Raw genomic sequence first — 23,910 nt, forward strand, 5'->3', positions numbered from 1 at the left:
TCCGTCGAGTTCGCCGCGACCGGCCGCACCCGAACAGATGCAGCCGCGTGCCCGGTTCATCCGCGACAGCGCGATCGTCGCCCATCGCAACCTGCTGACCATCGTGCGGGTGCCGACGCTGCTGGTCACGGCCACGGTGCAGCCGCTGATGTTCGTGTTCTTGTTCGCCTACATCTTCGGTGCGTCCCTGGGTGGTGACCAGTACCGCGAGTTCCTGTTGGCGGGCATCTTCACCCAGACGGTCGCCTTCAACGCCGCTTTCACCACCGTGGGCCTGGCCGGTGACCTGCAGAAGGGCATCATCGACCGCATGCGCACGCTGCCGATGTCGCGCCTGGCGGTGCTGATGGGGCGCACGCTGTCGGACCTCGTCGTCAGTATCGTCAGTCTCGGTGTGATGGTCGTCTGCGGCTACATCGTCGGGTGGCGGATCAACGGCAGCATCGCCGACGCCGCGCTGGCCTTCGCGATCATCCTGTTGTTCGCCTTCGCCATGTCCTGGGTCGGCGCGCTCACCGGGCTGATCTCGCCGACCGTGGAGGTGGCCCAGAGCGCGGGCCTGATCTGGATGTTCCCGCTGTCGTTCATCTCCTCGGCGTTCATCTCCGCCCAGACCCTGCCCGGCCCGCTGCGCACGATCGCGGAATGGAATCCGATCACCGCCGTCTCGGCGGCCGGGCGCAAGCTGTTCGAGAACGACTCACCACCGAGCTTCGCCCCCGCCACCGGCTGGCCGGCCGACAACTGCATCCTCTACGCCGTCCTCTGCTCGCTGGCCATCCTGGCGATCGCGATGCCCGCGGCACTACTGCAGTACCGCAAGGTCGCCAGCCATTAGGTCATGAACGCCGAAGGCCGCCTCCCCGGTGGGGAAGCGGCCTTCGGCGTACCGATTCTCTGTACCTATCCGCGGCGGCGGGTCTTGAGCAGGTCGAGGCGCTCCTTGAGCAGCTCCTCGAGCTCTTCCTTGCTGCGACGCTCCAGCAGCATGTCCCAGTGGGTGCGCGGCGGCTTGACCTTCTTGGTCTCCACCGAGGTGCCCTCCATGAGCTGACCCTCCTGACCGTTGCGGCACAGCCAGGTCGGGGGGATCTCCGCGTCATCGGCGAACGGGACGTCGAACTCCTCACCGTTGTCGGTGCGGTAGCGGGCGATCCGGCGCGGGGCCAGGTCGTGGTCGCGATCGGTCTCGTAGCTCACCGCTCCGAGCCGACTGCCTCGGAGAACGCGATCTGCCATGTGTGCTCCTGTGTTGTTGGCGCGCGGGCGCGCGCGTGTTCGCGGCCCTGGCGGGCCTCGATCTTGCCTCCCGCCGGGTACTCCTTCGTCGCACCCTCCGGTCAGTCCAGATCGAGGCAGGCCGCGAACTGATCGTTGTCCTACCATTCACAACGCGCGGGACGTCTTAGCTGTTCCATTGTAGTCGCTTCGGTAAAGCTGCCGATCGGGCACTGAAACGGAGGTGCCGCCCGCGGACGCGCCGCCGTGCCCGCTGAGCGAGACCTGGCCGCCGCGTCGGGCACCGAGCCGATAGGGTTGCGCACCATGTCGCGCAGTCGCCTGCTGTCCTGCCTGTGGTGCGGGCGGGAGATCGTGGATTCCGAGTCGGGTCGCCGTCGCCGCTATTGCCGCCAGTCGTGCCGCCAACGTGCCTACGAACACCGGTCGAGCCTCAAGGGGACCGGGATCGCCGAGGACGCGGTGGTGCTCTCGGCGCAGGAGGCCGCGGATCTGGCGGATCGGTGGTTCGCGGCGCGGTGTGCCGCCGAGGATGTGGCGACCGCCGTCTCGGAGGGTGCCGCGCCCGAGGAGCTGGCGCAGTTGAGCGAGACGCTGCTGCAGTTGGCCCGTGAGGCCGAACGCCTCCGCTGACAGCCGAAGGGCCGCACCGCGATTCGATCGCGGTGCGGCCCTCGGGGACCGGCGACGGTCACGGATCACCCGGCCGGGAGCTGGTTCTCGACGATCGCCGGCTCGGTGCTCGACAGTTCTTCGCGCGCTCGCAGGTAGACGACGGTGACGCCGCCCGCGACGAGCAGGGCGAGTGCGGTGCTTGCCCCGGCCGTCGCGAAGTCCGGGCTGGTGAGAGGCTGCCCGCGCAGGGCTTGCCAGAGCACCAGGGTGAGCAGCCCGAAGTAGCCGAGCACGGCGACCACGAGCAGGGCGGCGCGGGTGGACTCGGCGCGCAGCCAGCGGTAACGGGGTGCGAGCGCGACCAGCACCACGGCGAGCACCAACAGCACCTGGATGCCGTGCAGGCCGACGAAATGCGGAACGCGCAGGTCGCCGCCGCTGGTGCTCCAGTGGGTGATCGGCATCGCGCCGACACCGTCGCGGGCCGCGTCGGCGGGGGCGTCGGGACGCACGGTGTGCCCGGCCATCAGCCCGACCACGGTGCCGTCGGCCTGACGCACCAGCTGGGGTCCGGTGAAGCCCATCAGGTAGCCGAGCATCATGCCCGTCACCGCGAGCCACAGTCCCGCCTTCAACGCGATCCTGGTCGGTCGGTCGGCCAGCTTCTGCCACGAGATGATCACCGCCAGAACCAGATTGGCGAGAAGCAAACCGGGCACCCCGGCGGAGAACACCTGCTGGCCGATCTGGTTGACCGGATCGGTCGCGGTATTGAAGTGACTGAATGTGCCGCGCGCGGCCTGTACGGCGATGAAACCGACATCGAGGACCCCGGTCACGGCGAACACCGTGCCCAGCCACCAGGTGGCGCGCCGTCCGCGATGCGGAAGCCGCAGGATCCACGCCAGCGTCACCCCGTACAGGCCGAACGCGAGGCCGAACTTGGCGGGTTTGAGCCACACGGATTCGCCGAGCAGCATGCGGTCGTCGACCAGCATGCCGACGATCGACACCACCACGAGCGTGGCCATCAGCGCGGAATTCACCAGCAGCGGGCCGTGCCAGGGTGCGCGCTCGGCCCGCGCGCCCAGCGGCGCGGTGGGGAATCGGAAGCGGGACAGTGTAGGGGAGAGGTCGATCGTCGCCATGTACCGAAGGTAGAAATCCGGTGCGCCCCAGCACGTCCCGCCGCGGAACGGTTCCGACCCCGTACTCGGGTACGGGGCGGGATCGACCCCTGGTCCGGGCGCGGGACGACCCTTAGATCCCCAGGCGCCAGATCACGGCGTCGACCGCGCGCGGTGAGACAGTGGCGACCGCCTGCAGTACCCGGGTGTAGCGCGGGTAGAGCTCGATCGGACGGGTTCGGATCGCGGTCAGGATCCAGTCCGCCGCCTGGTCGGCGGTCAGGGCCGCCGCCTCGTCGTAGTCGCCGGTGGGCGCGATCATCTCGGTCCGTACCAGGGGGAACCCGACGGTGGTGACATGCACGCCGCGCGAGCGGGTCTCCGCGCCGAGGCTGCGCCCGAATGCCGCGAGCGCGGCCTTGGACGCGTGGTAGGCGGTGAACTTGGGCATCGAACCCGCCGCCACACCCCAGGTCGCGACATTGACGACGTGGCCCGCTCCCGCGTCGAGCATCGACGGCAGCAAACCCATGGTGAGCCGGGCCGCGCCGAAGTAGTTCAGCGCCATCGTGCGTTCGTAGTCGTGGAAGCGGTCGGTGGCGTCGGCGGCCCGCCTGCGGATGGAGCGGCCCGCGTTGTTCACCAGTACGTCGACGGTGCCGAACCGGTCGAGCACGGTCTTGACCAGCGCGTCGTTGTCGTCCGGATCGGACAGGTCGCAGGTGATCATCTCGGCGGCGCCGCCCTCGGCCACTACCGCGTCGCGCACCTCGGCCAGCGGCTCGGCGGTGCGGGCGACCAGGATCACCCGGGCGCCCGCCCGGCCGAGCGCGGCCGCGGCGGCCTTGCCGACCCCCGAGGACGCGCCGGTGAGCAGTACCGTCTTGCCCGCGATCTCGTGGCGCTCACCGAGCACGAACCTGGCCAGGGCGCGGGGGAGCGCGGGCGGGCTGAGGATGACGGACTGGGCGATGCGCGCTAGCACGAGGTCTCCTGTCGGCAATTTACTTATTAGTAAGTTACTAATGTGTCAATTTACTGTCAAGGGTGGTCTCCCCGGTCTCGGGGAGCAACTCGGCGAGCAGGGGCGCCCACTCGTCGCGCCGCCCGGGGAAGCAGCGATCGAGCAGATCCCGCATGATCGACGGCGCGATCGAGGCACCGGGCGAGGCGCCGAGCAATCCGGCGACGGTCCCGTCCGCTCCGGTCACCAACTCGGTGCCGAACTCGAGCACACCACCGAAGCGGCCGACCGGCTTCACCAGTTGAGCCCGCTGCCCGGCTTGGATCAACGTCCAGTCGGCGGGATCGGCGGTGGGATGGAAGCGCCGTAACTGGGCGAACTTGCGCCGCCGCGACGCCAGCAGTTCGGAGACCAGATACCGCACGAGGTCGAGATTACGCACCCCGACCGCGAGCATCGGCACGAGATTGTGCGGGCGTAGCGTGGTGAACAGATCGGTGAGCCGACCATGGCGCAGCAACCGGGTACTGAAGGTGGCGTACGGCCCGAACAGCAGTGCCGCCGTACCGTCGACCTCGCGGCGATCCAGGTGCGGGACCGACATCGGCGGCGCGCCGAGTGTCGCCTGGCTGTAGACCTTGACGGTGTGCTCGGCGACCACTTCGGGGTTGTCGGTCCGCAGGAACTGGGCACCCAGCGGGAACACCCCGTACCCGCGCACCTCGGGCAGGCCGGCCCGTTGCAGGAGGCGCAAGGCATATCCGCCCGCCCCGACGAACACGAAGCGGGTGCGCACCCGGAACACGCGGCCGCTGTCGAGGTCACGTCCACGCACGGTCCACAGGCCATCCCCGCCTCTGGTGAGCCCGGTGATCTCGCGACGCAGGCGCACAGGGTTGCCCGCCGCGGTCATCGTCGACAGCAGTGACCTGGTCAGCGCGCCGAAGTCGACATCGGTGCCCGCGCGATGCCAGGTCGCCGCCATCGCCTCGCCGTCGGCCCGGCCGCGCACCAGCAGCGGCGCCCATCGCGCGATCACCGCGCGGTCCTCGCTGTACTCCATGCCGGCGAACGCCGGGAGTTCGCGCAGCGTCGCGTAGCGCCGGCGTAGATAGTCGATGTCGCGCTCGCCGAACACCACGGTCACATGTGGCGTGGGTGTGAGGAAGGTGTCGGGCTCGGCGAGGTCGCCACGCCGGGCGAGCGCCGACCAGAACCGGCGCGAGAGCGCGAACTGATCGGCGATCCGGGCGGGCTTCGTCCCGTCGGCCGGGTCGGGCATGTAGTTCGGTTCGCACAGCCCCGAATGCCCGGTCCCGGCGTTGTTCCAGGGATGGCTGCTCTCGGCGGCCGGTTCGCCGAGTCGTTCGAACAGGGCAATGGACCGGTCCGGTGCCAGGGTGCTCAGCAGCGCGCCGAGCGTGGCCGACATGATGCCGCCGCCGATCAGGACCGCATCGAGAATGTCGTCGGGGCAACCGGTTTCGCGTGATGTCCGGGTCGTGTCGAGCATCGTCAGAACCTCCGTGAGCGTGGTACAGCCATCGTCACGCCGACGAGAATGATCCGTCCAATACGGAATCGCGAGGATATGATCCGGATATGGATGATTACGTGGAGGTGGGCGCTCAGGCGCTGGCTCCGCTGCTCGCCGCGTTCGACGCGGCGGCCGAGACCGGGCACTTCACCAGGGCGGCCGAGCGTCTAGGCATGCCGCAGTCCTCACTCAGCCGCCGGATCAAGACCTTGGAGCAGACGCTCGGGGTGGGGTTGTTCCAGCCGATCGGGCGTGGCGTCGCCCTCACCCCGCAGGGGCACGAACTCCACGAACGCACGCGCGGGCTGGTCCGCGCACTCGACGACGCCGTGCGCCGGGTCCGCACCGATGCCGACCCCGACAGCGGACTCGTCCGCTTCGGCTTCCCGCTCACTCTCGGTCCGGTGAGCATCCCCGCGCTGCTGGCGCAGTTCCACACGCGAGCACCGCGGATCCGCCTGCACTTGGTGCAGGCGCACGGCGAGGAACTCGCCGACCAGGTGCGCACGGGTCGGCTCGATCTGGCCGTGATGATCCCGCCCCCGGCCGATCTGCCGACGGTCGCGCTGGGACGCCAGCGCATCGAGTTGCACGTGGCTCGCGGGCACCCGCTGGCCGGACGCACGCGCGTGGATCTCGCGGAGTTGGCCGAGGAGACCTTCATCGCTAACCCGCCCAGCTATCAGCTCCGGACTCTGCTCGACAGTTGGTGCGCCGCAGCCGGTTTCATGCCACGGGTACTCTTCGAGATCACCGAGTTCGAGACCGTGCGCGCCCTGGTCGCGCTCGGACTCGGCGTCGCGCTCCTGCCCGCCGCCGAAGTGTCGCAGCCGGATCTGGCGGTCGTCCGCATCGATGGCGAACGCGACCGCGAGATCGGCCTGGTCTCGGGAGACCATGGGTCGACGCTCGCGGTCGCGCGGCTTCGAGACTTCCTGATCGCCCGTCGGGTGGGGATCAGCGGTGGGTGAGGATCAGGCCTGCGGGGCGCCGAGGTGGATACCGCGCGCGGCGAGCCACGGGTGCGGGTCGATCGGGGCACCGTATTGCGAGCCGTCCGGGACGCGCACCTCGTAGTGCAGGTGGGGGCCGGTCGACTGGCCGCGATTGCCGACGGTCGCGATGACATCACCGGCGTTCACGTGCTGACCGGGCTGGACCAGGATCTCGTTGACGTGACCGAAGACGCCGATGGTGCCATCGTCCTGCTGGACGCGGACCCACAGGCCGAAGCCGCTGGCCGGACCGGTCTCGATGACGGTACCGTCGGTGACGGCGAAGACCGGCGCGCCGATCGGATCGCCGAAGTCGATGCCGTTGTGCGCGGCACCCCAGCGGGGGCCGTAGTAGGAGGTCAAGCGGCCGTTGACCGGACGAACGGTTTCCGGGCGCGGCGGCGGGGGCGGGGCGATGAACGGCATCGCGGGCAGCTCGAGGGCCACCGCCTCGCGGTGCTCTTCCCATGGGATGGGCGCCGACGCGGGGGTCTCGCCCTGCGGGCCCTGGGCCTCGGCGGGGGTGTAGGCGGTGAAGCGGTAGGGCGACTGGCCGGTGCCGATGGCTTCGGTGGCGTCTGCGGCGATGGTGGTGGGAGCGGGGCTGCCGGGCTCACCGAAGGTGGCGACGGAGGTACCCACGAGTGCGGACAAAGCCACCGCACCCGCGACAACGCCTCCCCAACGACCAGCGAAGGCGTCGGAGACTCGAGCAGATAACGGGTTGGTCACGAACATGTCTCGAACGTAGCGAAACCGTGACTTGCCCGGCGAATCCTGTGGTTGCGATCACGAAGCGCTATAACCCCAGTTGATCTATAACGATAGTCTAACGAATCCTTGGCATTCTTGTAGCGACCGGGCGAAATGCCGAGGACTCAAGATCATTGCCGAACCCCTGATTCTCGCGGACACTGATTCAGTGGACGCTAACGGAGTCCGAGCCATCACGGCACTGTCCGACCCCACCCGGCGCGCGATTTTCGAGTCGCTGCCGCAGGGTCCACGCTCGGTGGCCGACCTCGCCGCCGCCACCGGCATCACCAGCTCGGCGGCCTCCCAGCATCTGCGCGTCCTGCGCGAAGCCCACCTGGTGAGCATGCGCCGCGACGGCAACCGGCACCTCTACTCACTCGACCCCCGCGGCCTCAACGATGCCCGCGACTACCTCGACAAGTTCTGGCCCAGCGCGCTGGCCGCCCATGCCGCCGCCCTGCGCGCGGCGGCCGGTCCCGATGCGCCCGCTCAACCCACCCGGCGATAGCGCGTCCGCGACGACTCGGCCCAGTCCTGCTTGTCCAGCTGCGCGTCCACCGCGGCGACCACCTCGGGCACCCCGATCCGCAACAGGCCGGGGTCGGGGGAGCGGCCCTCCGGATCGCCCACCTGTCCGGCCCACAGCACCGCGTGCCTACCGAGCAGGTGCGCGGGCGGTCCGCCCCGGCGCGGCGGCGTCGGGCCGAACAGCACCACCGTGCGGGTGCCGAAGGCTGTCGCCAGATGGGCCACGCCGGTGTCACCGCTGATCACCAGTGCCGCCTCGGCGACCGTTGCCGCCAGGTCGGTGAGGTTCTGCCTGCCCGCCAGTACCCGGTCGTCGGGCAGGCCCGCCTGTGCGGCCACCTGGCGCGCGATATCGCGTTCGAACGGATCTCCGGTGACCACCACGTCACGCCCGAGTACCAGCAGGTGCCGCACCACGGCCGCGAATCGTTCCGGTGGCCAGCGTCGGGCCGGCGCGCCCGCGCCGATGTGCACGACCACGCAGTCGCGGCGGCTGATCGAGGCGACCGGCGGGACGAGGCCCAGGTTGCGGCGATCGGCGGCGATGCCCTCGGACTCGAGCAGCTTGCACCAGCGGTCCACCACATGGGCGTCCGGATCCCACCGGGGACCGGCCAGCTTGGGCAGTCCGGGCGCGCGGTGGCCGATGATCCTGGCGGCGCCGGTATCGGCGAGGGCGCGCGCGCTCGCGCCGTCGGGCCCGTGCAGATTCACCGCCAGCTCGGGCGCCGGGCCGTCCCAGATGAGGGCGGCCGGATCGGCGATGGCGACCAGCTCGTCGACCGAAGAGATCAGATCGACGATCTGGGTCAGTCGATGCGGCGCCGCCAGCACGATCCGGCTCTGCGGTTCGGCCCGGCGCAGAGCACGCAGAGCCGGGACCGCGGCGAGTAGTTCACCGAGGCCCCGAGCTTGCAGCACGAGTACAACCGACACTCCCTTCTCCTACCCGGCTCGAGACCGGGCCAAACGTGCGCGCATCGGCAAGCGTGGCGGTCGTCACCCCGCGAACCCCGGACGCCCATTCGGCCCGTCGTGGGTGATCGCGACACGATCACGGCTCCAGCTAATATCGAGAAAACCAGAGCGTATCGGCATAACATCTCGTCATGACGACAAATACCGTGCTGGAGAGCCCAATTGCGGCTCTTGCCAAGAAGACCTGGCAAACAATCCTGGTGACCGGCCTCCTCGCGGTGGTCCTCGGCATCATCGTGCTCGTGTGGCCCGGTCCGTCGCTGCTCGTGGCGGGCATTCTTTTCGGCATCTACATGGTGGTCAGCGGCATCTTCCAACTCGTCGCGGCCTTCACCCATCTGCCGAGCACCAGCTTTCGGGTGCTCTCCTTCATCAGCGGTGTGCTGTCGCTGATCATCGGTGTCTTCTGCTTCCGCGACGACATCACCTCGATCGTGCTGCTCGGCCTTTTCGTCGGCATCGCCTGGCTGTTCCGCGGCATCGCGGTCCTGTTCGCGGCGCTGTCGGAGGACAGCGTGCCCGGGCGCGGCTGGCAGGTGTTCTACGGCTTGGTCAGCGCGCTCGCCGGGGTCGTACTGATCGTGTGGCCGATCGGCTCCATGGCCACCCTCATCTGGGTGGTCGGCATCTTCTTGATCGTCATCGGTGTCATGGAGATCATCACCGCCTTCGGCGTCCGCAAGGACTCGCACCTGTTGGATGAGCAGGCGCTGTAGTCCCCGACACGGGAAGAGATCGTCGGAAGACGGCCGGTGCCTGCGGGTGCCGGCCGTTTTCGGTGAACTACCCTCGGCACCCATGGAATTCGTTTACAACCTGGTGGTCGTCACCCACCTGCTCGGCATGGCCGCGGTCGTCGGCGGCTATGTCGCGGCGCGGCCGGTGGTGTCGGAACTGATGGTGTGGGGCGCGCGGGCCCAGCTGATCACCGGGGTGATCCTGGCCGGACTCGCCTCGGGAATCGACTCGCTCGGCAAGGAGCCCGATACGACCAAGCTGGCCGTGAAACTCGCCATCTCGGTGGCCGTCGCGGCCTTCGCCGAAATCGGCAGGGGCGATGCGAAGCGGGGCAAACAGATCGACTGGATGACCGACGCCGCCGGTGGGCTCGCGATCGTCAACGTGCTCGTGGCGGTCCTCTGGAACTGACGGTTCCACAGGACCGCACCACGTCGAGCTCGTTCAGCTCGTCGCGCGGGCCCGTCGCGCCAATTCGACCGTCGCCGCGCGCAGATCGCTGATCTCCGAGAGCGGTGTCGCGTACCCGACCCTGGTGCGGGCCACGCCGCGGGGTGTCTCGACCCGCAACTGCAGCCCGTAGCGGTCGGCCCGCTCGCAGGTCGCGGCGGTGGCATCGGGGAATCCACCCAGGTGCGTGGCCATCGCCAGCAGCGCCTCGGCGTGATCGGCGTTGAGGTGGGCGATGCCGGGGGCGGCCTGCGGGACGATCGGATCCGGTTGCGCGGCCAGGTATTCCGCGGCCGAGGCCGAATCCATTCGCCCGTACCCGCCGACCCAGCGCACCCGCTGCACGCGCAGCACCCAGAGGGTGAAGTCGTTGTAGTCGATGTAGTACCGCGCTGCGGGCACGGCGGCCAGGTGCGCGGCCCGTGCCGCCTCGGCCTCGGCGCCGGTCGGGCGTTCCACCACGCCGGCCAGGGTGATCCGGGTGCCGGCCAGCGGATCGGCCGGGATGTCGGGTGTCACGATCGCGATGCTCGCCCGCGGATCGCCGGCCAGATTGCGGCCGTGCTCGGCCAGCTTCGACACGGTCAGCACGGGGGCGCCGTCGAGCAGCCCGTAGGTGATGAAGGAGGCCCACGGCGCGCCGTCAGCGGTGAGGCTCGCGAGGGTGCCGATATTGGTGGCCGCCGCGATCGTTCGCGCCTCTTCGGCCGCCGAGGGGCTGGCCTCGTTGGCCAGGGGAGCGGTCGGCAGCGGAATGGCGGGTGCGTCGCCCGGGTCGCCGTGGTCGAGAGTCATGGCCACAGGGTATCCACCGCGGCCGCTCTGCGGGGTGCGCTCGTCAACCAGCCGCGCAACGCCGCGTAGACGGCGTCATGGTTGAGCAGGCTGAAATGGTTGGCGGCGGGGACATGCAGCCCGTCGACGGCGTCCAATCCGATGCGCCGGGCGCGCCCGCGACCGGACCCGCTGCCGCCGAGCACCATGCCGTCGCCGATGACCATGCCGAGCGGGTGTTTCGGGCTGCGGGTGATCGTGGCGGTGACGAAGTAGTGGTCGACGCCGGCGATCAGCGGCACCTCCCGCACCGCTCGCGCGCGCAGGGCGTTCACGTCGAGATCGCGCCAGTCCTCGTCGACCAGCGAACCCTGTCGCAGATCCCGGATGCCCGCGCTGCGCCTGCGCAACAGTCCGCTCAGCGGACGGGTCTCGGGCAGTAGGTCGAGCACGGCCGAGGCGTGGTGGACGAACTGCTCGAGCGGCGCGCCCAGATGCGGGGACCCCAGGCACACCACTTGCCGGACCGCGCGCACCCACGCGTCGCCCGCGTCCTCGGCCTGATGGCAGGCGCTGCGCGCGACCAGCCCGCCCATCGAATGCCCGATCAGGCAGATCTCGTGGACCGGCATCGGCCAGCTCGCGACCAGGCGTGCCAGCAGGGCCCGTAGCTGGGCGCCGTTCTCGGAGATGTGCAGGCCGGAATTGAAGCGGACGTAGACCGGCGTGTAGCCGAGTTCCTCCTCGAGGCGTTCGCCGTAGGTGGGGCGGCCGCCGAGACGCCAGGCGTGCTCGGTCTCGACGAGCCCGTGCAACTGCACGACCAAGCGGGTGGTCGGTACGGCGACATGGGCGGCGAGCTGTTCGGGCGGCACCGGTGCGCCGTCGACGCGAAAGGTCATGGGGGAGGCCAGGATCGGTGCCTCGTCCTCGAGTGTGTCCCCGATGAGTCCCTGGATCGCGGCGAGGACGCCCGCGCCCCACACGGTGCGCGAGGGCGCGGTGACGCCGGGCAACTGCACCGCGCTGGCGACCTCGCCCACCACGAACCCGGTCCCGCCGACCACCGCGTACACCCCGTCGGTGATCGCGTCGTGCACGAGTTTCACCGGGTCGGCCGCGGCGCCCACGCCGACCCGCATCGCCGCGAAGACCCGATCGGAAATGGCGCGGTGGATGGCCGCGATCCCGTCGACCGCACCGACGAATTCGTCGCCCGCCAGGCGCGTGAGCGCCTGTACTTCGGCCTGGGACTGGGGGAGCTGCTCGGTCACGAGTTTGAGAGTACAACTGTGCACTGAAATACGGTGGGGTTGGGTCGCGATCCTCCGTTGTCACAATGGGGGACGCACTCTCTTGTGCTGCCGCCCCGTCGGCTGCCGAGAGGCGAAGGCCTGGCATTTTACATTCAGGTACCTGGATATGCGCATCAAACTATGTGGGACGCCCTTGAGTGCCGCATGGTCGGCTACGCCGACCAAGGCTGAGGAGCTGAGGGTGGAAACAGGAATGGCAAGGAGTTCGCGCACTCCTTGCCTCTTCCAACTTATAGCGCACCCCGGGTCTTGCGGCAAGGCCCGGGTGATGCCGCACAATCATCGGCCGAAGCCCGTTACCTGCGGAAACAGTGGAGTCTGCTCATGATTGATGTGATCGTCGCCGGTGCCGGACCCACCGGCTTGATGCTCGCTGCCGAGTTGCGCCTGCACGGGGTGGGCGTGGTGGTGCTGGAGAAGGAGGCCGAGCCGACCGAGGTCGTGCGCGCGCTCGGACTGCACGCGCGCAGCATCGAGATCATGGACCAGCGTGGTCTGCTCGAACGGTTCCTCGCGCTGGGCACCCGGCACCAAGTCGGTGGATTCTTCGCCGCCATTCCCAAGTCCGCGCCCACCCTCGACACCGCGCACGGATACGTGCTCGGCATCCCGCAGCCCGTCACCGACCGGCTGCTGACCGAGCACGCCATCGAACTCGGCGCCGAGATCCGGCGTGGCGCCGAGGTGGTCGGGGTGGACCAGGATCACGCCGGTGTGAATGTCGAACTGGCCGACGGCACCCAATTGCGGGCGCGCTACCTCGTCGGTTCCGACGGTGGCCGCAGCGCCGTACGCAAGCTGCTCGGCGTCGGCTTCCCCGGCGAGCCTGCCACCGTGGAGACGCTGCTGGGCGAGGTGGAACTGACCGCGTCGCCGGAGACGCTGACCGCCGTCACGACCGAGGTCCGCAAGACCCATCTGCGCTTCGGCGCGATGCCCCTGGCGGGCGGCACCTACCGTGTGATCGTCCCCGCCGCCGGAGTGGCCGAGGACCGTGCGCTCGCGCCGACACTGGACGAGCTGAGGCAGCAGCTGATCGCCGTCGGCGGCACGGACTTCGGCGCGCACACCCCGCGCTGGCTGTCGCGGTTCGGTGACGCGACCCGTCAGGCCGAGCGGTACCGCGTCGGCCGGGTGTTCCTGGCGGGCGACGCCGCCCACGTCCACCCACCGACGGGTGGCCAGGGCCTGAACCTGGGCATCCAGGATGCCTTCAACCTGGGCTGGAAGCTGGCCGCCGCGATCAACGGCTGGGCGCCGGCGTCACTGCTGGACAGCTACCACAACGAGCGGCATCCGGTGGCGGCCGATGTCCTGGTCAACACGCGCGCCCAAATATCGCTCATGGCACTGGATCCGGGAGCGCGGGCCGTGCGCACGCTGCTCGCCGAACTCATGGACTTCGAGGAGGTGAACCGTCACCTCACCGAGAAGATCACCGCGACGGCGATCCGCTACGACTTCGGTACCGGGCACGCATTACTCGGCACCCGGCTGCGTGACGTGACGCTGAAGCGCGGGCGCCTGTACGAGCTGACCAGGGCAGGCCGCGGACTCCTGCTCGACCGGACCGGTGTGTTCGCGGCGGACGGCTGGGCGGATCGGGTCGACCACGTCGTGGATGTGAGCGCGGAGCTGGACGTGCCCGCGGTCCTGCTGCGGCCGGACGGGCACGTCGCGTGGGCCGGGGACGATCAGCGGGCGCTGTCGGCCGCGCTGTCGGAATGGTTCGGTTCACCGGTGGGCTGAGCCGACGCCACGCCCGCCATCGGTGCGGGCGGCTGGTTCGCTCCGATCTGCTGCTGGCTGATCGCGTACCAGAGCGCGGCCATCGCGCCGAGTACGAACAGCGGCGAGATCACCCAGGTCTCCACCTTGTTCCCGGTCCGGTCGATCACCGGCACCCTGGTGCGGAACGGCAACGGCCAGAACAATCGGCAGCCACGCTCGGTGAGGCAGTCGCCGATCAGGTGTGCCAGGCAGCCGAGTCCGACGCAGATCGGCAGCCAGGCGGGGCGGTCGACGATCCAGTGGTGGACGGCGAAGGTGCCCGCCGAGGCCAGCACGATCACCGTGCCGTAGCTGCGCACGTTCTTGCCGGGCGGACACAGGTGCAGCGCCCGCACGGCGAGTGCGAGCAGGAAGAACACCAGACCCAACGTGAACGGCCGACCGAGGAAGTGCTCACCGGCCCAGGTGGCCACGACCGCGACGACGACGAACAGCAGCGAATGGGTGCCGTTGCGATGACCGCCGGAGAGCTTGGAAATGAGGCGGCACAGGTGATGGGACACCGGGCCGAGCACGTGCGAGATGGTCCCGTTCGGATGATCCGCGTCCGGCAACAGCGCGGCGCCCGCGGTGAGCAGCGTGCCCATGATGAGCTCGGCGATGCCGAATCGCGTTGTGTCGCTGTCGAACAGGGGAAACGCGGCGACCGTCAGTGGCATGGCCGCGGCAGTCGCCGCCCAAGCCAGGGCCCCACTGGTCGCATGTGAATGTCCTAGCACCCCTGGACGTTAGCGGACGTCAGCACCTCGACGCATATGCCGAGGAAGGAGCCAGTGCCGGATGGCATGTCCGGTGCGCGGCGATGGTTGGCGAAAGGGACCACAACCTGATCGCGAATCCGGCGCTCACCGTGGAGGTTCCTGGTGAGACCTATACCGCGAAGGCCGAACTCGTCGACGACCCCGAGCGCACCGCACTGTTCGACCGGATGGTCGAACTGCTGCCCGGCTTCGCCGAGTACCGCGAGAAGACCAGTCGCGAGATCCCCGTCTTCGCGGTGTACCGCACGAGTTGGTCGCGGGCTCGAGCGGAATGGTTGCCGGGGCGGGTGAGCTGCCCCGAGGTGGGTCAGCGAAACACCCTGCGACTCAGCCCGAAGTCGCAGGGTGTTTCGGTACCGCAGGAGAGATCAGGACAGGTCGAACCGGTCCAGGTTGCTCACCTTGGTCCACGCGGCGACGAAGTCGTGCACGAACTTCTCCTTCGCGTCGTCGGTCGCGTAGGCCTCGGCGACCGCCCGCAGCTGCGAGTTCGACCCGAACACCAGGTCGACCCGGCTACCGGTCCACTTGATCGCCCCGGTGGCGCGATCCTTGCCCTCATAGGTGTTGTCGTCGGCGGCCGAAGGCGCCCACTCGGTGCCCATGTCGAGCAGGTTGACGAAGTAGTCGTTCGTCAGCGCGCCCGGCGTCTCGGTGAACACACCCAGCGGGGACTGCTTGTAGTTCGCGCCGAGCACCCGCAGACCACCGACCAGCACGGTCATCTCCGGCGCGCTGAGGGTGAGCAGGTTCGCCTTGTCGACGAGCAGGTACTCCGCCGGGACCTGAGCGTCCTTGGCGAGGTAGTTGCGGAACCCGTCGGCGGGGGTCTCGAGCGCCGAGAACGACTCGATGTCGGTCTGCTCCTGGGTGGCGTCGGTGCGACCCGGGGTGAACGGCACCGTCACCGGGACACCGGCGGCCTGGGCGGCCTGTTCGACGCCGACCGCGCCGGCGAGAACCACGAGATCGGCGAAGGACACCGTGGCGCCGCCCGCCGCGTTGAAGGTGTCCTGGATGCCCTCGAGCACCCGAATCACCTGCGCGAGCTCATCGGGCTGGTTGACCTCCCAGCCCGCCTGCGGCTGCAGTCGGATGCGCCCGCCGTTGGCGCCGCCGCGCTTGTCGCTGCCACGGAACGACGAGGCCGCCGCCCACGTCGTCGTCACCAGCTGGGCGACGGTCAGGCCCGCGGCCTGGATCTGGCCCTTGAGCGCCGCGATGTCGGCCTCGTCGATCAGCTGACCGGTCCGCGCGGGGATCGGGTCCTGCCACAGCAGTTCCTCGGACGGCACCAGCGGGCCGAGGTAGCGCGAGGTCGGGCCCATGTCGCGGTGGGTGAGCTTGTGCCAGGCACGGGCGAACGCGTCGGCGAACTCGGCCGGGTTCTCCAGCCAGCGGCGGGTGATCGGGCCGTAGATCGGGTCGAAGCGCAGCGACAGGTCGGTGGTGAGCATGACCGGGGGACGCTTCTTGTTCGGGTCGAACGGGTCGGGCACGGTGTCGGCGCCCGCGCCGTCCTTCGGGATCCACTGGTGGGCGCCCGCGGGGCTCTGGGTGAGCTCCCACTCGTAGCCGTAGAGGGTCTCGAGGAAGTTGTTGTCCCAGGTGATCGGGGTGCTGTTCCAGATGCCTTCCAGGCCACTGGTGATCGCGTCCGCGCCGACCCCGGTACCGAAGGAGCTCTTCCAGCCCAGGCCCTGCTCCTCCAGCGGAGCGGCCTCGGGCTCGGGTCCGACCTGATCGGCCGGACCGGCGCCGTGGGTCTTGCCGAAGGTGTGCCCGCCCGCGATGAGCGCGGCGGTCTCCTCGTCGTTCATCGCCATCCGGGCGAAGGTCTCCCGGATGTCGATGGCGGCGGCGATCGGATCCGGATTGCCGTTGGGGCCTTCGGGATTGACGTAGATCAGGCCCATCTGGACCGCGGCGAGCGGACGCTCGAGGTTGCGCTCACCGGTGTAGCGTTCGTCGCCGAGCCAGGTGCGCTCGGAGCCCCAGTACACGTCCTCCTCGGGCTCCCACGTGTCCACCCGGCCACCGCCGAAACCGAAGGTCTCGAAGCCCATCGACTCGAGTGCGACATTGCCGGTGTAGACCATCAGGTCGGCCCACGAGAGCTTGCGGCCGTACTTCTTCTTGACCGGCCACAGCAGGCGGCGGGCCTTGTCCAGGCTGGCGTTGTCGGGCCAGCTGTTGAGCGGGGCGAACCGCTGCAGGCCGGCCCCGGCGCCGCCACGGCCGTCACCGACACGGTAGGTGCCCGCCGAGTGCCAGGCCATCCGGATGAACAGCGGACCGTAGTGCCCGAAATCGGCAGGCCACCAGGGCTGCGAGGTGGTCATGATCTGCTCGATGTCGCGCTTGACCTCGGCGAGATCGAGGGTGGCGAACTCGGCCGCGTAGTCGAAGTCCGCGCCGTAGGGATTGGCGACGGGCTGGTTCTTCTGCAGGATGTTCAGATTGATCTGGTTCGGCCACCAGTCGCGGTTGCTGCCCCTGGCGTCCGCGGACGCGTAGGGGCGATGCGAGATGACGGGGCAACCATTCTCACCGGGTTCCGTGTTGGCTTCCGCGATAGGTGGGTGTTCCTCGGGCACGGTGAATCCTTTCAGGAGGGTGGTGGTGTCGTCGAGCAGTCCGGGCAGTGGCCCCAGTAGATGACCTCGGCTTCGTCGACGACGAAACCGGAGTCGTCCATGGCGGTCAGGCAGGGCGCCTCGCCGACAGCGCAGTCGACATCGACGATCAGCCCACAGGATCGGCACACCAGGTGATGATGGTTGTCACCGACACGGCTCTCGTATCGAGCGACGGTGCCCATCGGCTGGATCCGCCGGAGCAGTCCGGCGGCGGTGAGCGCACGCAGGACGTCGTAGACGGCCTGATGACTCACCGCACCGAGGGTTTCCCTGACTCGGCTCAGAATGGTGTCGGTATCGGCGTGCGGATGCTCGTGCACGGCGGTCAGCACCGCGAGGCGCGGTGCGGTGACCCGCAGCGAGGCTTCACGGAGCATCCGTTCGAAATCCGCCGAAGTTGACACATTCATAATTATGACTCATTCAAGTTAAGAGTGGAAGTGTTTTCGCGAAGAAGATCTGGCGCGTCGGCTCGGGGAGTCGACTACCCTGCCGGGTGTCCGTTCCTCGAATCGAAGGTGATCAAAAGTGACTTCCGTTGTCGATGCCCCCGATGTCGCGTCGAAGGTAGGGCACTACTACCGGGTCGAGGACGTCTATGAGGTCGGCCGCGAGAAGGTTCGTGAGTACGCGCGCGCGGTGCAGGACTTCCACCCCGCGCACTGGGACGAGGACGCCGCGACCGCGCTCGGCTACTCGGGCCTGGTCGCCCCGCTGACCTTCGTCTCGATCCCGGCCATGGCGGCCAATCGCACGCTGTTCGAATCGGTGGTGGTCGGCTACGACATGTTCGTGCAGACCGAGCAGGTCTTCGAGCAGCACAAGCCGATCGTGGCGGGCGACCGGCTCGTGGTCGACGTCGAACTGTCCTCGGTGCGGCGGATCGCGGGTAAGGACCTGATCACCGTCACCAACACCTTCGCCGACGAGTCGGGGGAGACGGTCCACATCATGCACACCACCGTCGTCGGCATCACCGGGGACGACGGCATCGACCCGGAGATCACCCGCGCGGTGGAGAACGTCATGGTGCACGGGGTGAAGGTGTTCGGCGGTCGTGACGCCGATGACGCCCCGGCCGAGGCGGGCGAGCTGCCGCGTCGCCCGGAAGGCGAGATCCAGCTCTCGGTCGAAGGCGCCGCACGCGTCCCCGGCACGACGCTCTCGTTCGACGAGCTGACCGTCGGCGACGAACTCCCACTGCGTGACGCGCGCGTCTCGCGCGGCGATCTGGTCAACTACGCGGGCGTCTCCGGTGACGGCAACCCGATCCACTGGGACGAGAGCATCGCGAAGCTGGCCGACCTGCCCGATGTCATCGCCCACGGCATGCTCACCATGGGCCTCGGCGCCGGTTTCCTGTCCACTTGGTCCGGCGACCCCGGCGCGGTCACCCGCTACGGCGTGCGCCTGTCGGCCCCTACCGTGGTCGGCCGCACCGGTGGGCAGGTCGAGTACTCCGGGCGCGTGAAGTCCCTCGACCCGGAAACCCGTACCGCGGTGATCGCCATCGTGGCCAAGTCCGGCGGTCGCAAGATCTTCGGCCTCGCGACCGCGAGCCTGCGCTTCCGCTGATGCCGGTCAGGCCGGGACGATGACGGTCCCGGCCTCGGCCATCCGCACGGCCGCGTACGCGGGATCCACCAAGGACTCCGGGGTGTGGACACCCGGCGCGGGCTCGGTCCCACGCAGACCGAGCAGACGTTCGGCACCCAGCGCGATACCGAGAGCGGTCAACGGCCGCTGTCCCGCCGGATGCACGAGGTAGCGGCTCGTACTGAGCGGGTCGCCTGCCAGGTTGGTGCCGGTGAGGTCGATCCGGATCTCGATCGAGGCGGGTTCACCCCGGCGTCGGCTCGGGGTCTCACCGACCGCGAAGTCGAAGCGGACATTCGCCGCGCCGGTGGCCAGCGCCACACTGGGCACGTCCGGAATCGCAATGCTGTTGCCGGGGAAGACGGTCCCGTCGACCGCGGACACCGGCGCCCGCACGTCGGACTCGGTCAACCAGACGAACACGTCATCGCGGCGGACCAGTCCCGCCGAGGTGACCGTCGACCACCGCTCCAGATCGGCGATCCCCGCCGGTCCGCCGGTATCGTTCTCGTCCAGGATCGCCCCGATGCCGATGGTGTCGATGCGGTCGAACTCCTGTGCCGCGTCCAGGACCGCCAAGACGGCCAGTCCGGCGAGAAAGTGACTGGCGACCAGAATCGGTGCGGCGCTTGCTCGTTGGGCGCCCGCGATCACTTCCGGCCCGATGTCGAGCAATCCGCTGGAGACGCTGAGATACGGCACGCCGTGATCCTGCGCGTAGTGCAGCCCGTTGAGACGGTTGTCCCAGAGGGTGGCGATCACGGCCGAGTGGGCTGCTGCGGCGGGGAGTCCCAAGTCGCGTCGGGTCAGGTCGATCGATACCGCCGTCGCGTGGCCGAGATCGTCGGCGACTCGCCGCGCGCGGTCGAGATCGCGGCCCGCGATCGTCAATGGCAGCGTCGGATGCCATCGGCGCAGCAGGGCCGCGGTGTCCGACCCGGCCTGCCCTGAACCGCCCAAGATCAGTACAGATGTCTCGTTCTCCATGGGACTTCCCTCCACGCCGCTAAGTTACAATTTGTAACCTACTCTTTGTAGCTAAACTGGGGGTATGACGCAAGGGAGGACGATGCCGCCCCGATCGAGGATGTCGAAAGCCGCACGACGCGAGCAGCTACTCGACACCGCGCTGGTGCTGGTGCGTGAAAACGGCACCGACGGACTGACTCTGGTCACCCTCGCCGAGGCCGCCGGTGTGAGCAGACCGATCGTCTACGACCACTTCGGGACCCGCCCCGACCTCCTGCTCGCCCTGTACCGCCGCCTCGACGAACGTCACCGCCTCGCCACCCATCAGACGGTCCGCGACGCCCCACCCACCGTCGACGACATCGCCCACGTCATGAGCGCCGCGTACTTCGCCTGCGCCACCGACATCCCCGAATTCGACGAGATCTCGGCTGCGCTCAAAGGCAACCCGCAGGCCCAGCGAATCCAACAGGACATGCTCGACACCTACCGCGACTGGATGGCCGACGCCCTCCAGCCTTACTCGACCCTGCCCACCGCCGCATTGCGGCTGCGCTGCGTCGGCATCCTCGGCGCCGCCGAGACACTGGCCGCCGAACTCCATCGCGGAGCGAGTTCGGCCGAGGAAGCGACTGCGGCCTTGACGGACCTGATCGTCGGCAGCGTCGGCGTGGGGAGCCACTGACCGAAGCCACGAGGACGAACTCATCGCCGCCGCTCTCGCGGAGCAAGGTGGGCCGGGGAGGCGACGGCGGCCCAGCCGCTCCTGATCATCGGCAGCGTCCGAGGCCGGTGGTTCGAGGTCGTGGACGTACTACTCCGCCGTGGTGAACACTGCGTGGGCGCTGCGGCGGACGTCGACATCGGGGTGGGCGCGCAGGCTGATCAGGAGGTCGGTCCAGGCCGGTGTCCAGCCGAACGTTCGACCGCCGTGGTCGACGAGGGCCAGTGCGGCCAGTGCGGTCGACGCCGTGGGCCGGGCGGTGAGTTCCGTGGCGGTCGCGTGCAGCGCATCGGACGCTGCGGTGTCGAGATGTCGCGACAGCCGCTGGGTGAGCTGGTGCGCGGGCCGGGTGACCAGTGCCCCGGTCGCGTACGGTGCCACCCGGTCGAACGCCGCGACCGCGTCGGCGGGGTCGTGCCAGCGCACAGTGGCGAGGGTGAGGTCGATGACCTGGTCGTGTCGCAGGGGATCGTCGGCGAGCAACGCGACGACGGGCGCGGCGCAGGGCAGTGCCTCGTCGTGATCGCGAACCGTGGCGGCCAGCCGGACCAGCAGGATGGAAAGGCGTTGCCACGCAGGCTGATCACGGTCCGCGGCGCCGAACTCGTCAGCACGCAAGCGGTCCACGGACAGGAGAAGTGCCGCGAGATCGGCACCCGCCTCGACCCCGGACAGCAGGGCGCTCAGGGCGCTGCGCCACAATCCGATGGCGGCGAGGTCGGTGAGCTGGTCGACGATCACCTCGTCGGTTCCCGGGGCCGCCCAGCGTCGCCACCTGGCCAGCGCGTCGAGCGCCGGTCGCGCCAGGCGCGGATCGGGCTGCGCGGCAAGGTCACGCACGAAGGCCGCGAAGCGTTGCCGCTGCGGAATCGGCAGCAGATCAGGGCCGATGTCGAGGATCGCGCTCGCGACCTCGGGGTCGGCGGCGGCCGCGCCGAGCCGGTTCCACGCTTCGTCGTGGTCGAGCAGATACCGGGTCGCGAAGACGGCGGCGCGCCGAATGTCGCGATGCGCGTCGGTCCGGGTGGCCAGCTCGCCGATGATCGGCACCGCGTCGGGCGCGTGCAGGGCGGCGAGTAGCCGGATGCCCTCCTTGACCGCGGTGATCTTGCGCGAATCCAGCAGCGCCGCGAGGACCGTCGACAACCGGTCGGGCGGGACGGATCGCGCGCACCGGGCGATACCGCTGACCGCCACGCGCGCGCGGTCATCACCGACATGCTCGCTCAGCACGGCGATCGCCCGCTCGGGTTCGTCGCTGCCGCCGAGCGCGGTGAGCGCGGCTTCGGTGACGACGAGCTCACTGTTGTCGACGAACCGTGCCAAGCGGTCGAAACTGCCCGGCAGCCTACCGAGCTGACGGACCGCAGCCGCGCGTTCGAACGGCCTTGTCCTGGGGCCGCGGGCGTAGTCGTCGAGCAGCTGGCCGTAGCGGTCGACATGATGGGGCGACCAGCGGTGGAAACCGCCGACGAACATCGGGACGAACACCACCTTCTTGGCCAGGAACCGGCCCGGTGTCCTGGTGTTCAGCAAGGTGTCGAGCAGATCGGTGCGGCGGGTGCCGATCAGCGCCTGGACGGGCGCCAGGGTGATGAGCGAGCGATCCCCGGCGAGGAGCTCGTCGAGATGGGCGTCGCGCAGCGCGGGCGGGTCCAGCGCCAGCCTCACCGCGCGCCGGATGGTCGAATCCGACGACGAGCCGCAGGCTCGCACGAGCAACCGTTGCAACCCGGGGATGCCGTAGGCGCGGCGTTCGAGACCTTCGGCCAGGCTCAGGCACAGTTCCCAGCGATCACGCTGCGCGTCCGCGGTGAGCCGGGGCGACAGTGCGGCGAAAATCCGATGTTCGGCGCCACGCGGCAGGTCACGGTGCAACCCGTACAGACTCGACGTGGTCGACAGTTCGGCGTGGCGCGTCATCATCCGCAGGGCGGTCTCGGTGAACGCGGGTTCGTCCGACCGGCTGCCGCGCAGGAGCAGCGTGCGGGCGAGCGTGCCGACGGCGTCGGTGGTCGTCCACGAGCGGTCACGGGCTTCGAGCGCGTCGGTGGTGAGCTGCTCGAGCGCGGGAAGATGCTCCGCGCGCAGCAGCGACATCGGGATGGTGGTGACCGCGCGCAGTGCCTCGCTGCGCACCGGGTCCTGTTCATTGCGTAGGCGAGTCAGCATGCCGAGCAGGTCGGTGATGACCAGTGGATCGCGGCCGGCGACGGCGGCGATGACCAGCAGTGGGTAGGCCAAGGCTCGCTGATCGGCCGTGGGGCGCCGGATCGCCACGGCGAGTACCGGTTTCGCCTCCGGCCACGGCAGTCGCGCGCAGAGCCGGTCGGCGACTTCGGGCACATCGGCGCCACCCGGCCGGGCGAGCAGGTCGCGGGCCAGCGCGGACCGGGTGGGGCCCGGTAGTTCGTCAAGCACGCCGAGGTCGACGGCGGCCGGGGCGATCCCGGGGCGCGCCAGGTCGGCGGCGGCCATCGCGGCCCGGCGCGAGGGTGGGAAGACGCGCAGGAAGCGCCGTCTGGCCGGTGTTCGAAGGGTGAGGTAGAGCTCGCGCAGTTCGTCGTCGGGCAGCGAGCGCAGTGCCCGCCACAACGCGGGACCCGCCAGGCTGCGCCCGTGACCGCTGGGGTGCAGGATCAATCGGGACACCGCCCGCGGGTCGTGTCGTGCCAGCGCGCCGACCACCGGATTCAGGGCACAGATCGAGACATGGTCGACCGCGTGCGCCGCCAGGGCGAGCAACCGGTCTGCGTCGAATTCGGCCGCCGCGATCGGGTGGGCGGTCAGCGCTGACCACAGTTCCCGCCATTCGGCGCGACTCGCGGTGGTCGAGCGGTCTTCCACGAACTCTACGACGACACCGATATGCCTGCGGCACAGCGCCGCCCAGCTCGGCAGAGCGTAGGCGAGCTCGGGCAGCCGTTCGGTGACCACCGCCGCCGAACACGAGGGCAACACCCGTGCCGCCTCGGTGTCCCCGAATCGAGCTCGTACCAGTGGGAGCAGGGCGTCGGCGAGCTCCGCGTGTGGACGGCTGCCGAGGGCCCGGTAGACGTTACTTCTCGTGCGCTGCGACGCGCCCGGGATGCGGTCGAGGACCACCGTGGGTTCGGCGCCGAGCCGGATCGATGCCGTCAGCGCCCAGCCGGCGGTCTCTGGATCAGGCGAATCCAAGTGTGACAGGGGGTAGCCGGGTGCGCCGCCGACGATGGCCAGGTGGATGGCGGTGTGGCGACCGTACCGCCCGTCCTCGGCGACCTCGGCGAGTAGCCGGTCCAGTTCCGGCGTGCCCGCCAGTCGTCGCGCCGTCAGCGCCAGCTTCCGCATCCGCTGCGGTATCGACAGCGTCGCGACGTCCTCGAGCAATGTTCTCCCCACGCTGTTCACCGTAGTCGTCTCGTGTCGTACGG

At 69.4% G+C, this 23,910-nt stretch carries 22 protein-coding genes and 1 pseudogene; 10 read left to right on the forward strand and 13 right to left on the reverse strand.

Going from position 1 to position 23,910, the window contains the following annotated elements; all coding sequences use genetic code 11:
* Positions 1–37: 37 nt before the first annotated feature.
* Positions 38–838, forward strand: coding sequence for an ABC transporter permease (locus BOX37_RS12120; RefSeq protein ID WP_071931419.1), 801 nt, complete (start codon positions 38–40; stop codon positions 836–838).
* Between the two features lie 65 nt (positions 839–903).
* Here BOX37_RS12120 and BOX37_RS12125 read toward each other — a convergent pair whose 3' ends face one another.
* On the reverse strand, positions 904–1,239 hold the full coding sequence (locus tag BOX37_RS12125) for an RNA polymerase-binding protein RbpA (RefSeq protein WP_067453486.1): 336 nt from the start codon (positions 1,237–1,239) through the stop codon (positions 904–906).
* Positions 1,240–1,545: 306 nt separating this feature from the next.
* Between BOX37_RS12125 and BOX37_RS12130 the strand changes: the two genes are divergently transcribed.
* Positions 1,546–1,872 carry a hypothetical protein gene (locus tag BOX37_RS12130; protein WP_071927741.1) on the forward strand — a complete coding sequence of 109 codons (327 nt, stop codon included), beginning with the start codon at positions 1,546–1,548 and terminating at the stop codon, positions 1,870–1,872.
* A gap of 65 nt (positions 1,873–1,937) precedes the next feature.
* Here the strand turns inward: BOX37_RS12130 and BOX37_RS12135 are convergent, their stop codons facing one another.
* The 3 genes from BOX37_RS12135 to mqo form a co-directional block, all read right to left on the reverse strand.
* Positions 1,938–3,002, reverse strand: a complete 1,065-nt coding sequence (locus tag BOX37_RS12135) for a hypothetical protein (protein ID WP_071927742.1) — start codon at positions 3,000–3,002, stop codon at positions 1,938–1,940.
* A gap of 112 nt (positions 3,003–3,114) precedes the next feature.
* The gene (locus BOX37_RS12140) at positions 3,115–3,954 is read right to left on the reverse strand and encodes an SDR family oxidoreductase (protein ID WP_420811621.1); all 840 of its coding nucleotides are present in this window, start codon (positions 3,952–3,954) and stop codon (positions 3,115–3,117) included.
* A 49-nt stretch (positions 3,955–4,003) separates the two neighbouring features.
* The gene (mqo, locus tag BOX37_RS12145) at positions 4,004–5,458 is read right to left on the reverse strand and encodes a malate dehydrogenase (quinone) (RefSeq protein WP_071927744.1); all 1,455 of its coding nucleotides are present in this window, start codon (positions 5,456–5,458) and stop codon (positions 4,004–4,006) included.
* An 89-nt stretch (positions 5,459–5,547) separates the two neighbouring features.
* On the opposite strand from mqo, the gene BOX37_RS12150 reads away from it, so the two are divergent.
* Positions 5,548–6,453 carry a LysR family transcriptional regulator gene (locus BOX37_RS12150; RefSeq protein ID WP_071927745.1) on the forward strand — a complete coding sequence of 302 codons (906 nt, stop codon included), beginning with the start codon at positions 5,548–5,550 and terminating at the stop codon, positions 6,451–6,453.
* 3 nt (positions 6,454–6,456) lie between these two features.
* On the opposite strand, the gene BOX37_RS33275 is transcribed toward BOX37_RS12150, so the two are convergent.
* Positions 6,457–7,131 carry a M23 family metallopeptidase gene (locus BOX37_RS33275; RefSeq protein ID WP_240505315.1) on the reverse strand — a complete coding sequence of 225 codons (675 nt, stop codon included), beginning with the start codon at positions 7,129–7,131 and terminating at the stop codon, positions 6,457–6,459.
* A 268-nt stretch (positions 7,132–7,399) separates the two neighbouring features.
* Here BOX37_RS33275 and BOX37_RS12160 point away from each other — a divergent pair, with 268 nt between their 5' ends.
* Entirely contained in the window at positions 7,400–7,741 is a 342-nt protein-coding gene (locus tag BOX37_RS12160; RefSeq protein ID WP_071927746.1) for an ArsR/SmtB family transcription factor, read from the forward strand.
* Here BOX37_RS12160 and BOX37_RS12165 read toward each other — a convergent pair.
* Positions 7,723–8,697 (reverse strand): glycosyltransferase family 9 protein, encoded by a 975-nt coding sequence (locus tag BOX37_RS12165; protein ID WP_071927747.1) that lies wholly within the window; start codon positions 8,695–8,697, stop codon positions 7,723–7,725. The two genes, BOX37_RS12160 and BOX37_RS12165, sit on opposite strands and share 19 nt — an antisense overlap.
* Positions 8,698–8,870: 173 nt before the next feature.
* Between BOX37_RS12165 and BOX37_RS12170 the strand changes: the two genes are divergently transcribed.
* Together BOX37_RS12170 and BOX37_RS12175 are read left to right on the forward strand one after the other, a co-directional pair.
* A complete protein-coding gene (locus BOX37_RS12170; protein WP_071927748.1) occupies positions 8,871–9,455 on the forward strand; it encodes an HdeD family acid-resistance protein in 585 nt (194 codons plus the stop codon).
* A gap of 82 nt (positions 9,456–9,537) precedes the next feature.
* On the forward strand, positions 9,538–9,888 hold the full coding sequence (locus tag BOX37_RS12175; RefSeq protein ID WP_071927749.1) for a hypothetical protein: 351 nt from the start codon (positions 9,538–9,540) through the stop codon (positions 9,886–9,888).
* Between the two features lie 33 nt (positions 9,889–9,921).
* Here the strand turns inward: BOX37_RS12175 and BOX37_RS12180 are convergent, their stop codons facing one another.
* Together BOX37_RS12180 and BOX37_RS12185 are read right to left on the reverse strand one after the other, a co-directional pair.
* A complete protein-coding gene (locus tag BOX37_RS12180; protein ID WP_071931420.1) occupies positions 9,922–10,722 on the reverse strand; it encodes a HugZ family pyridoxamine 5'-phosphate oxidase in 801 nt (266 codons plus the stop codon).
* The gene (locus tag BOX37_RS12185; protein WP_071927750.1) at positions 10,719–11,975 is read right to left on the reverse strand and encodes a lipase family alpha/beta hydrolase; all 1,257 of its coding nucleotides are present in this window, start codon (positions 11,973–11,975) and stop codon (positions 10,719–10,721) included. The genes BOX37_RS12180 and BOX37_RS12185 overlap by 4 nt, the downstream gene beginning before the upstream one ends.
* Positions 11,976–12,341: 366 nt before the next feature.
* Here BOX37_RS12185 and rox point away from each other — a divergent pair, with 366 nt between their 5' ends.
* Complete coding sequence (gene rox / locus BOX37_RS12190) at positions 12,342–13,766, forward strand: rifampin monooxygenase (protein ID WP_071927751.1); 1,425 nt, start codon at positions 12,342–12,344, stop codon at positions 13,764–13,766.
* On the opposite strand, the gene BOX37_RS12195 is transcribed toward rox, so the two are convergent.
* Positions 13,712–14,527 carry a metal-dependent hydrolase gene (locus tag BOX37_RS12195; RefSeq protein WP_084759564.1) on the reverse strand — a complete coding sequence of 272 codons (816 nt, stop codon included), beginning with the start codon at positions 14,525–14,527 and terminating at the stop codon, positions 13,712–13,714. The genes rox and BOX37_RS12195 overlap by 55 nt on opposite strands.
* A gap of 83 nt (positions 14,528–14,610) precedes the next feature.
* On the opposite strand from BOX37_RS12195, the pseudogene BOX37_RS35245 reads away from it, so the two are divergent.
* Positions 14,611–14,790 (forward strand): annotated as a pseudogene (locus BOX37_RS35245) (nitroreductase/quinone reductase family protein); the annotation flags it as partial.
* Positions 14,791–14,937: 147 nt separating this feature from the next.
* Here the strand turns inward: BOX37_RS35245 and katG are convergent.
* Positions 14,938–17,166: a catalase/peroxidase HPI gene (gene katG, locus BOX37_RS12205; protein WP_071927752.1), complete on the reverse strand. Its 2,229-nt coding sequence runs from the start codon at positions 17,164–17,166 to the stop codon at positions 14,938–14,940.
* A gap of 11 nt (positions 17,167–17,177) precedes the next feature.
* Positions 17,178–17,618, reverse strand: a complete 441-nt coding sequence (locus BOX37_RS12210; protein ID WP_420811595.1) for a Fur family transcriptional regulator — start codon at positions 17,616–17,618, stop codon at positions 17,178–17,180.
* A 118-nt stretch (positions 17,619–17,736) separates the two neighbouring features.
* On the opposite strand from BOX37_RS12210, the gene BOX37_RS12215 reads away from it, so the two are divergent.
* On the forward strand, positions 17,737–18,783 hold the full coding sequence (locus BOX37_RS12215; protein ID WP_071927753.1) for a fused (3R)-hydroxyacyl-ACP dehydratase subunits HadA/HadB: 1,047 nt from the start codon (positions 17,737–17,739) through the stop codon (positions 18,781–18,783).
* A gap of 6 nt (positions 18,784–18,789) precedes the next feature.
* Here BOX37_RS12215 and BOX37_RS12220 read toward each other — a convergent pair whose 3' ends face one another.
* A complete protein-coding gene (locus BOX37_RS12220) occupies positions 18,790–19,791 on the reverse strand; it encodes a saccharopine dehydrogenase (protein ID WP_071927754.1) in 1,002 nt (333 codons plus the stop codon).
* A 64-nt stretch (positions 19,792–19,855) separates the two neighbouring features.
* Between BOX37_RS12220 and BOX37_RS12225 the strand changes: the two genes are divergently transcribed.
* Positions 19,856–20,458 carry a TetR/AcrR family transcriptional regulator gene (locus tag BOX37_RS12225; RefSeq protein ID WP_240505317.1) on the forward strand — a complete coding sequence of 201 codons (603 nt, stop codon included), beginning with the start codon at positions 19,856–19,858 and terminating at the stop codon, positions 20,456–20,458.
* Positions 20,459–20,587: 129 nt separating this feature from the next.
* Here the strand turns inward: BOX37_RS12225 and BOX37_RS12230 are convergent, their stop codons facing one another.
* The gene (locus tag BOX37_RS12230) at positions 20,588–23,878 is read right to left on the reverse strand and encodes a hypothetical protein (protein ID WP_156910367.1); all 3,291 of its coding nucleotides are present in this window, start codon (positions 23,876–23,878) and stop codon (positions 20,588–20,590) included.
* Positions 23,879–23,910 lie beyond the last annotated feature (32 nt).

The sequence above is a fragment of the Nocardia mangyaensis genome (assembly GCF_001886715.1).
GTDB lineage: Bacteria > Actinomycetota > Actinomycetes > Mycobacteriales > Mycobacteriaceae > Nocardia > Nocardia mangyaensis.

Coding starts and splice junctions, on each gene's coding strand:
- BOX37_RS12180 (WP_071931420.1), bottom strand. CDS start 10,722: ATGACTCTCGACCACGGCGACCCGGGCGACGCACCCGCCATTCCGCTG.
- BOX37_RS12135 (WP_071927742.1), bottom strand. CDS start 3,002: ATGGCGACGATCGACCTCTCCCCTACACTGTCCCGCTTCCGATTCCCC.
- BOX37_RS12150 (WP_071927745.1), top strand. CDS start 5,548: ATGGATGATTACGTGGAGGTGGGCGCTCAGGCGCTGGCTCCGCTGCTC.
- BOX37_RS12175 (WP_071927749.1), top strand. CDS start 9,538: ATGGAATTCGTTTACAACCTGGTGGTCGTCACCCACCTGCTCGGCATG.
- mqo (WP_071927744.1), bottom strand. CDS start 5,458: ATGCTCGACACGACCCGGACATCACGCGAAACCGGTTGCCCCGACGAC.
- BOX37_RS12225 (WP_240505317.1), top strand. CDS start 19,856: ATGACGCAAGGGAGGACGATGCCGCCCCGATCGAGGATGTCGAAAGCC.
- BOX37_RS12120 (WP_071931419.1), top strand. CDS start 38: ATGCAGCCGCGTGCCCGGTTCATCCGCGACAGCGCGATCGTCGCCCAT.
- BOX37_RS12125 (WP_067453486.1), bottom strand. CDS start 1,239: ATGGCAGATCGCGTTCTCCGAGGCAGTCGGCTCGGAGCGGTGAGCTAC.
- BOX37_RS12210 (WP_420811595.1), bottom strand. CDS start 17,618: ATGAATGTGTCAACTTCGGCGGATTTCGAACGGATGCTCCGTGAAGCC.
- BOX37_RS12170 (WP_071927748.1), top strand. CDS start 8,871: ATGACGACAAATACCGTGCTGGAGAGCCCAATTGCGGCTCTTGCCAAG.
- BOX37_RS12220 (WP_071927754.1), bottom strand. CDS start 19,791: ATGGAGAACGAGACATCTGTACTGATCTTGGGCGGTTCAGGGCAGGCC.
- BOX37_RS12130 (WP_071927741.1), top strand. CDS start 1,546: ATGTCGCGCAGTCGCCTGCTGTCCTGCCTGTGGTGCGGGCGGGAGATC.
- rox (WP_071927751.1), top strand. CDS start 12,342: ATGATTGATGTGATCGTCGCCGGTGCCGGACCCACCGGCTTGATGCTC.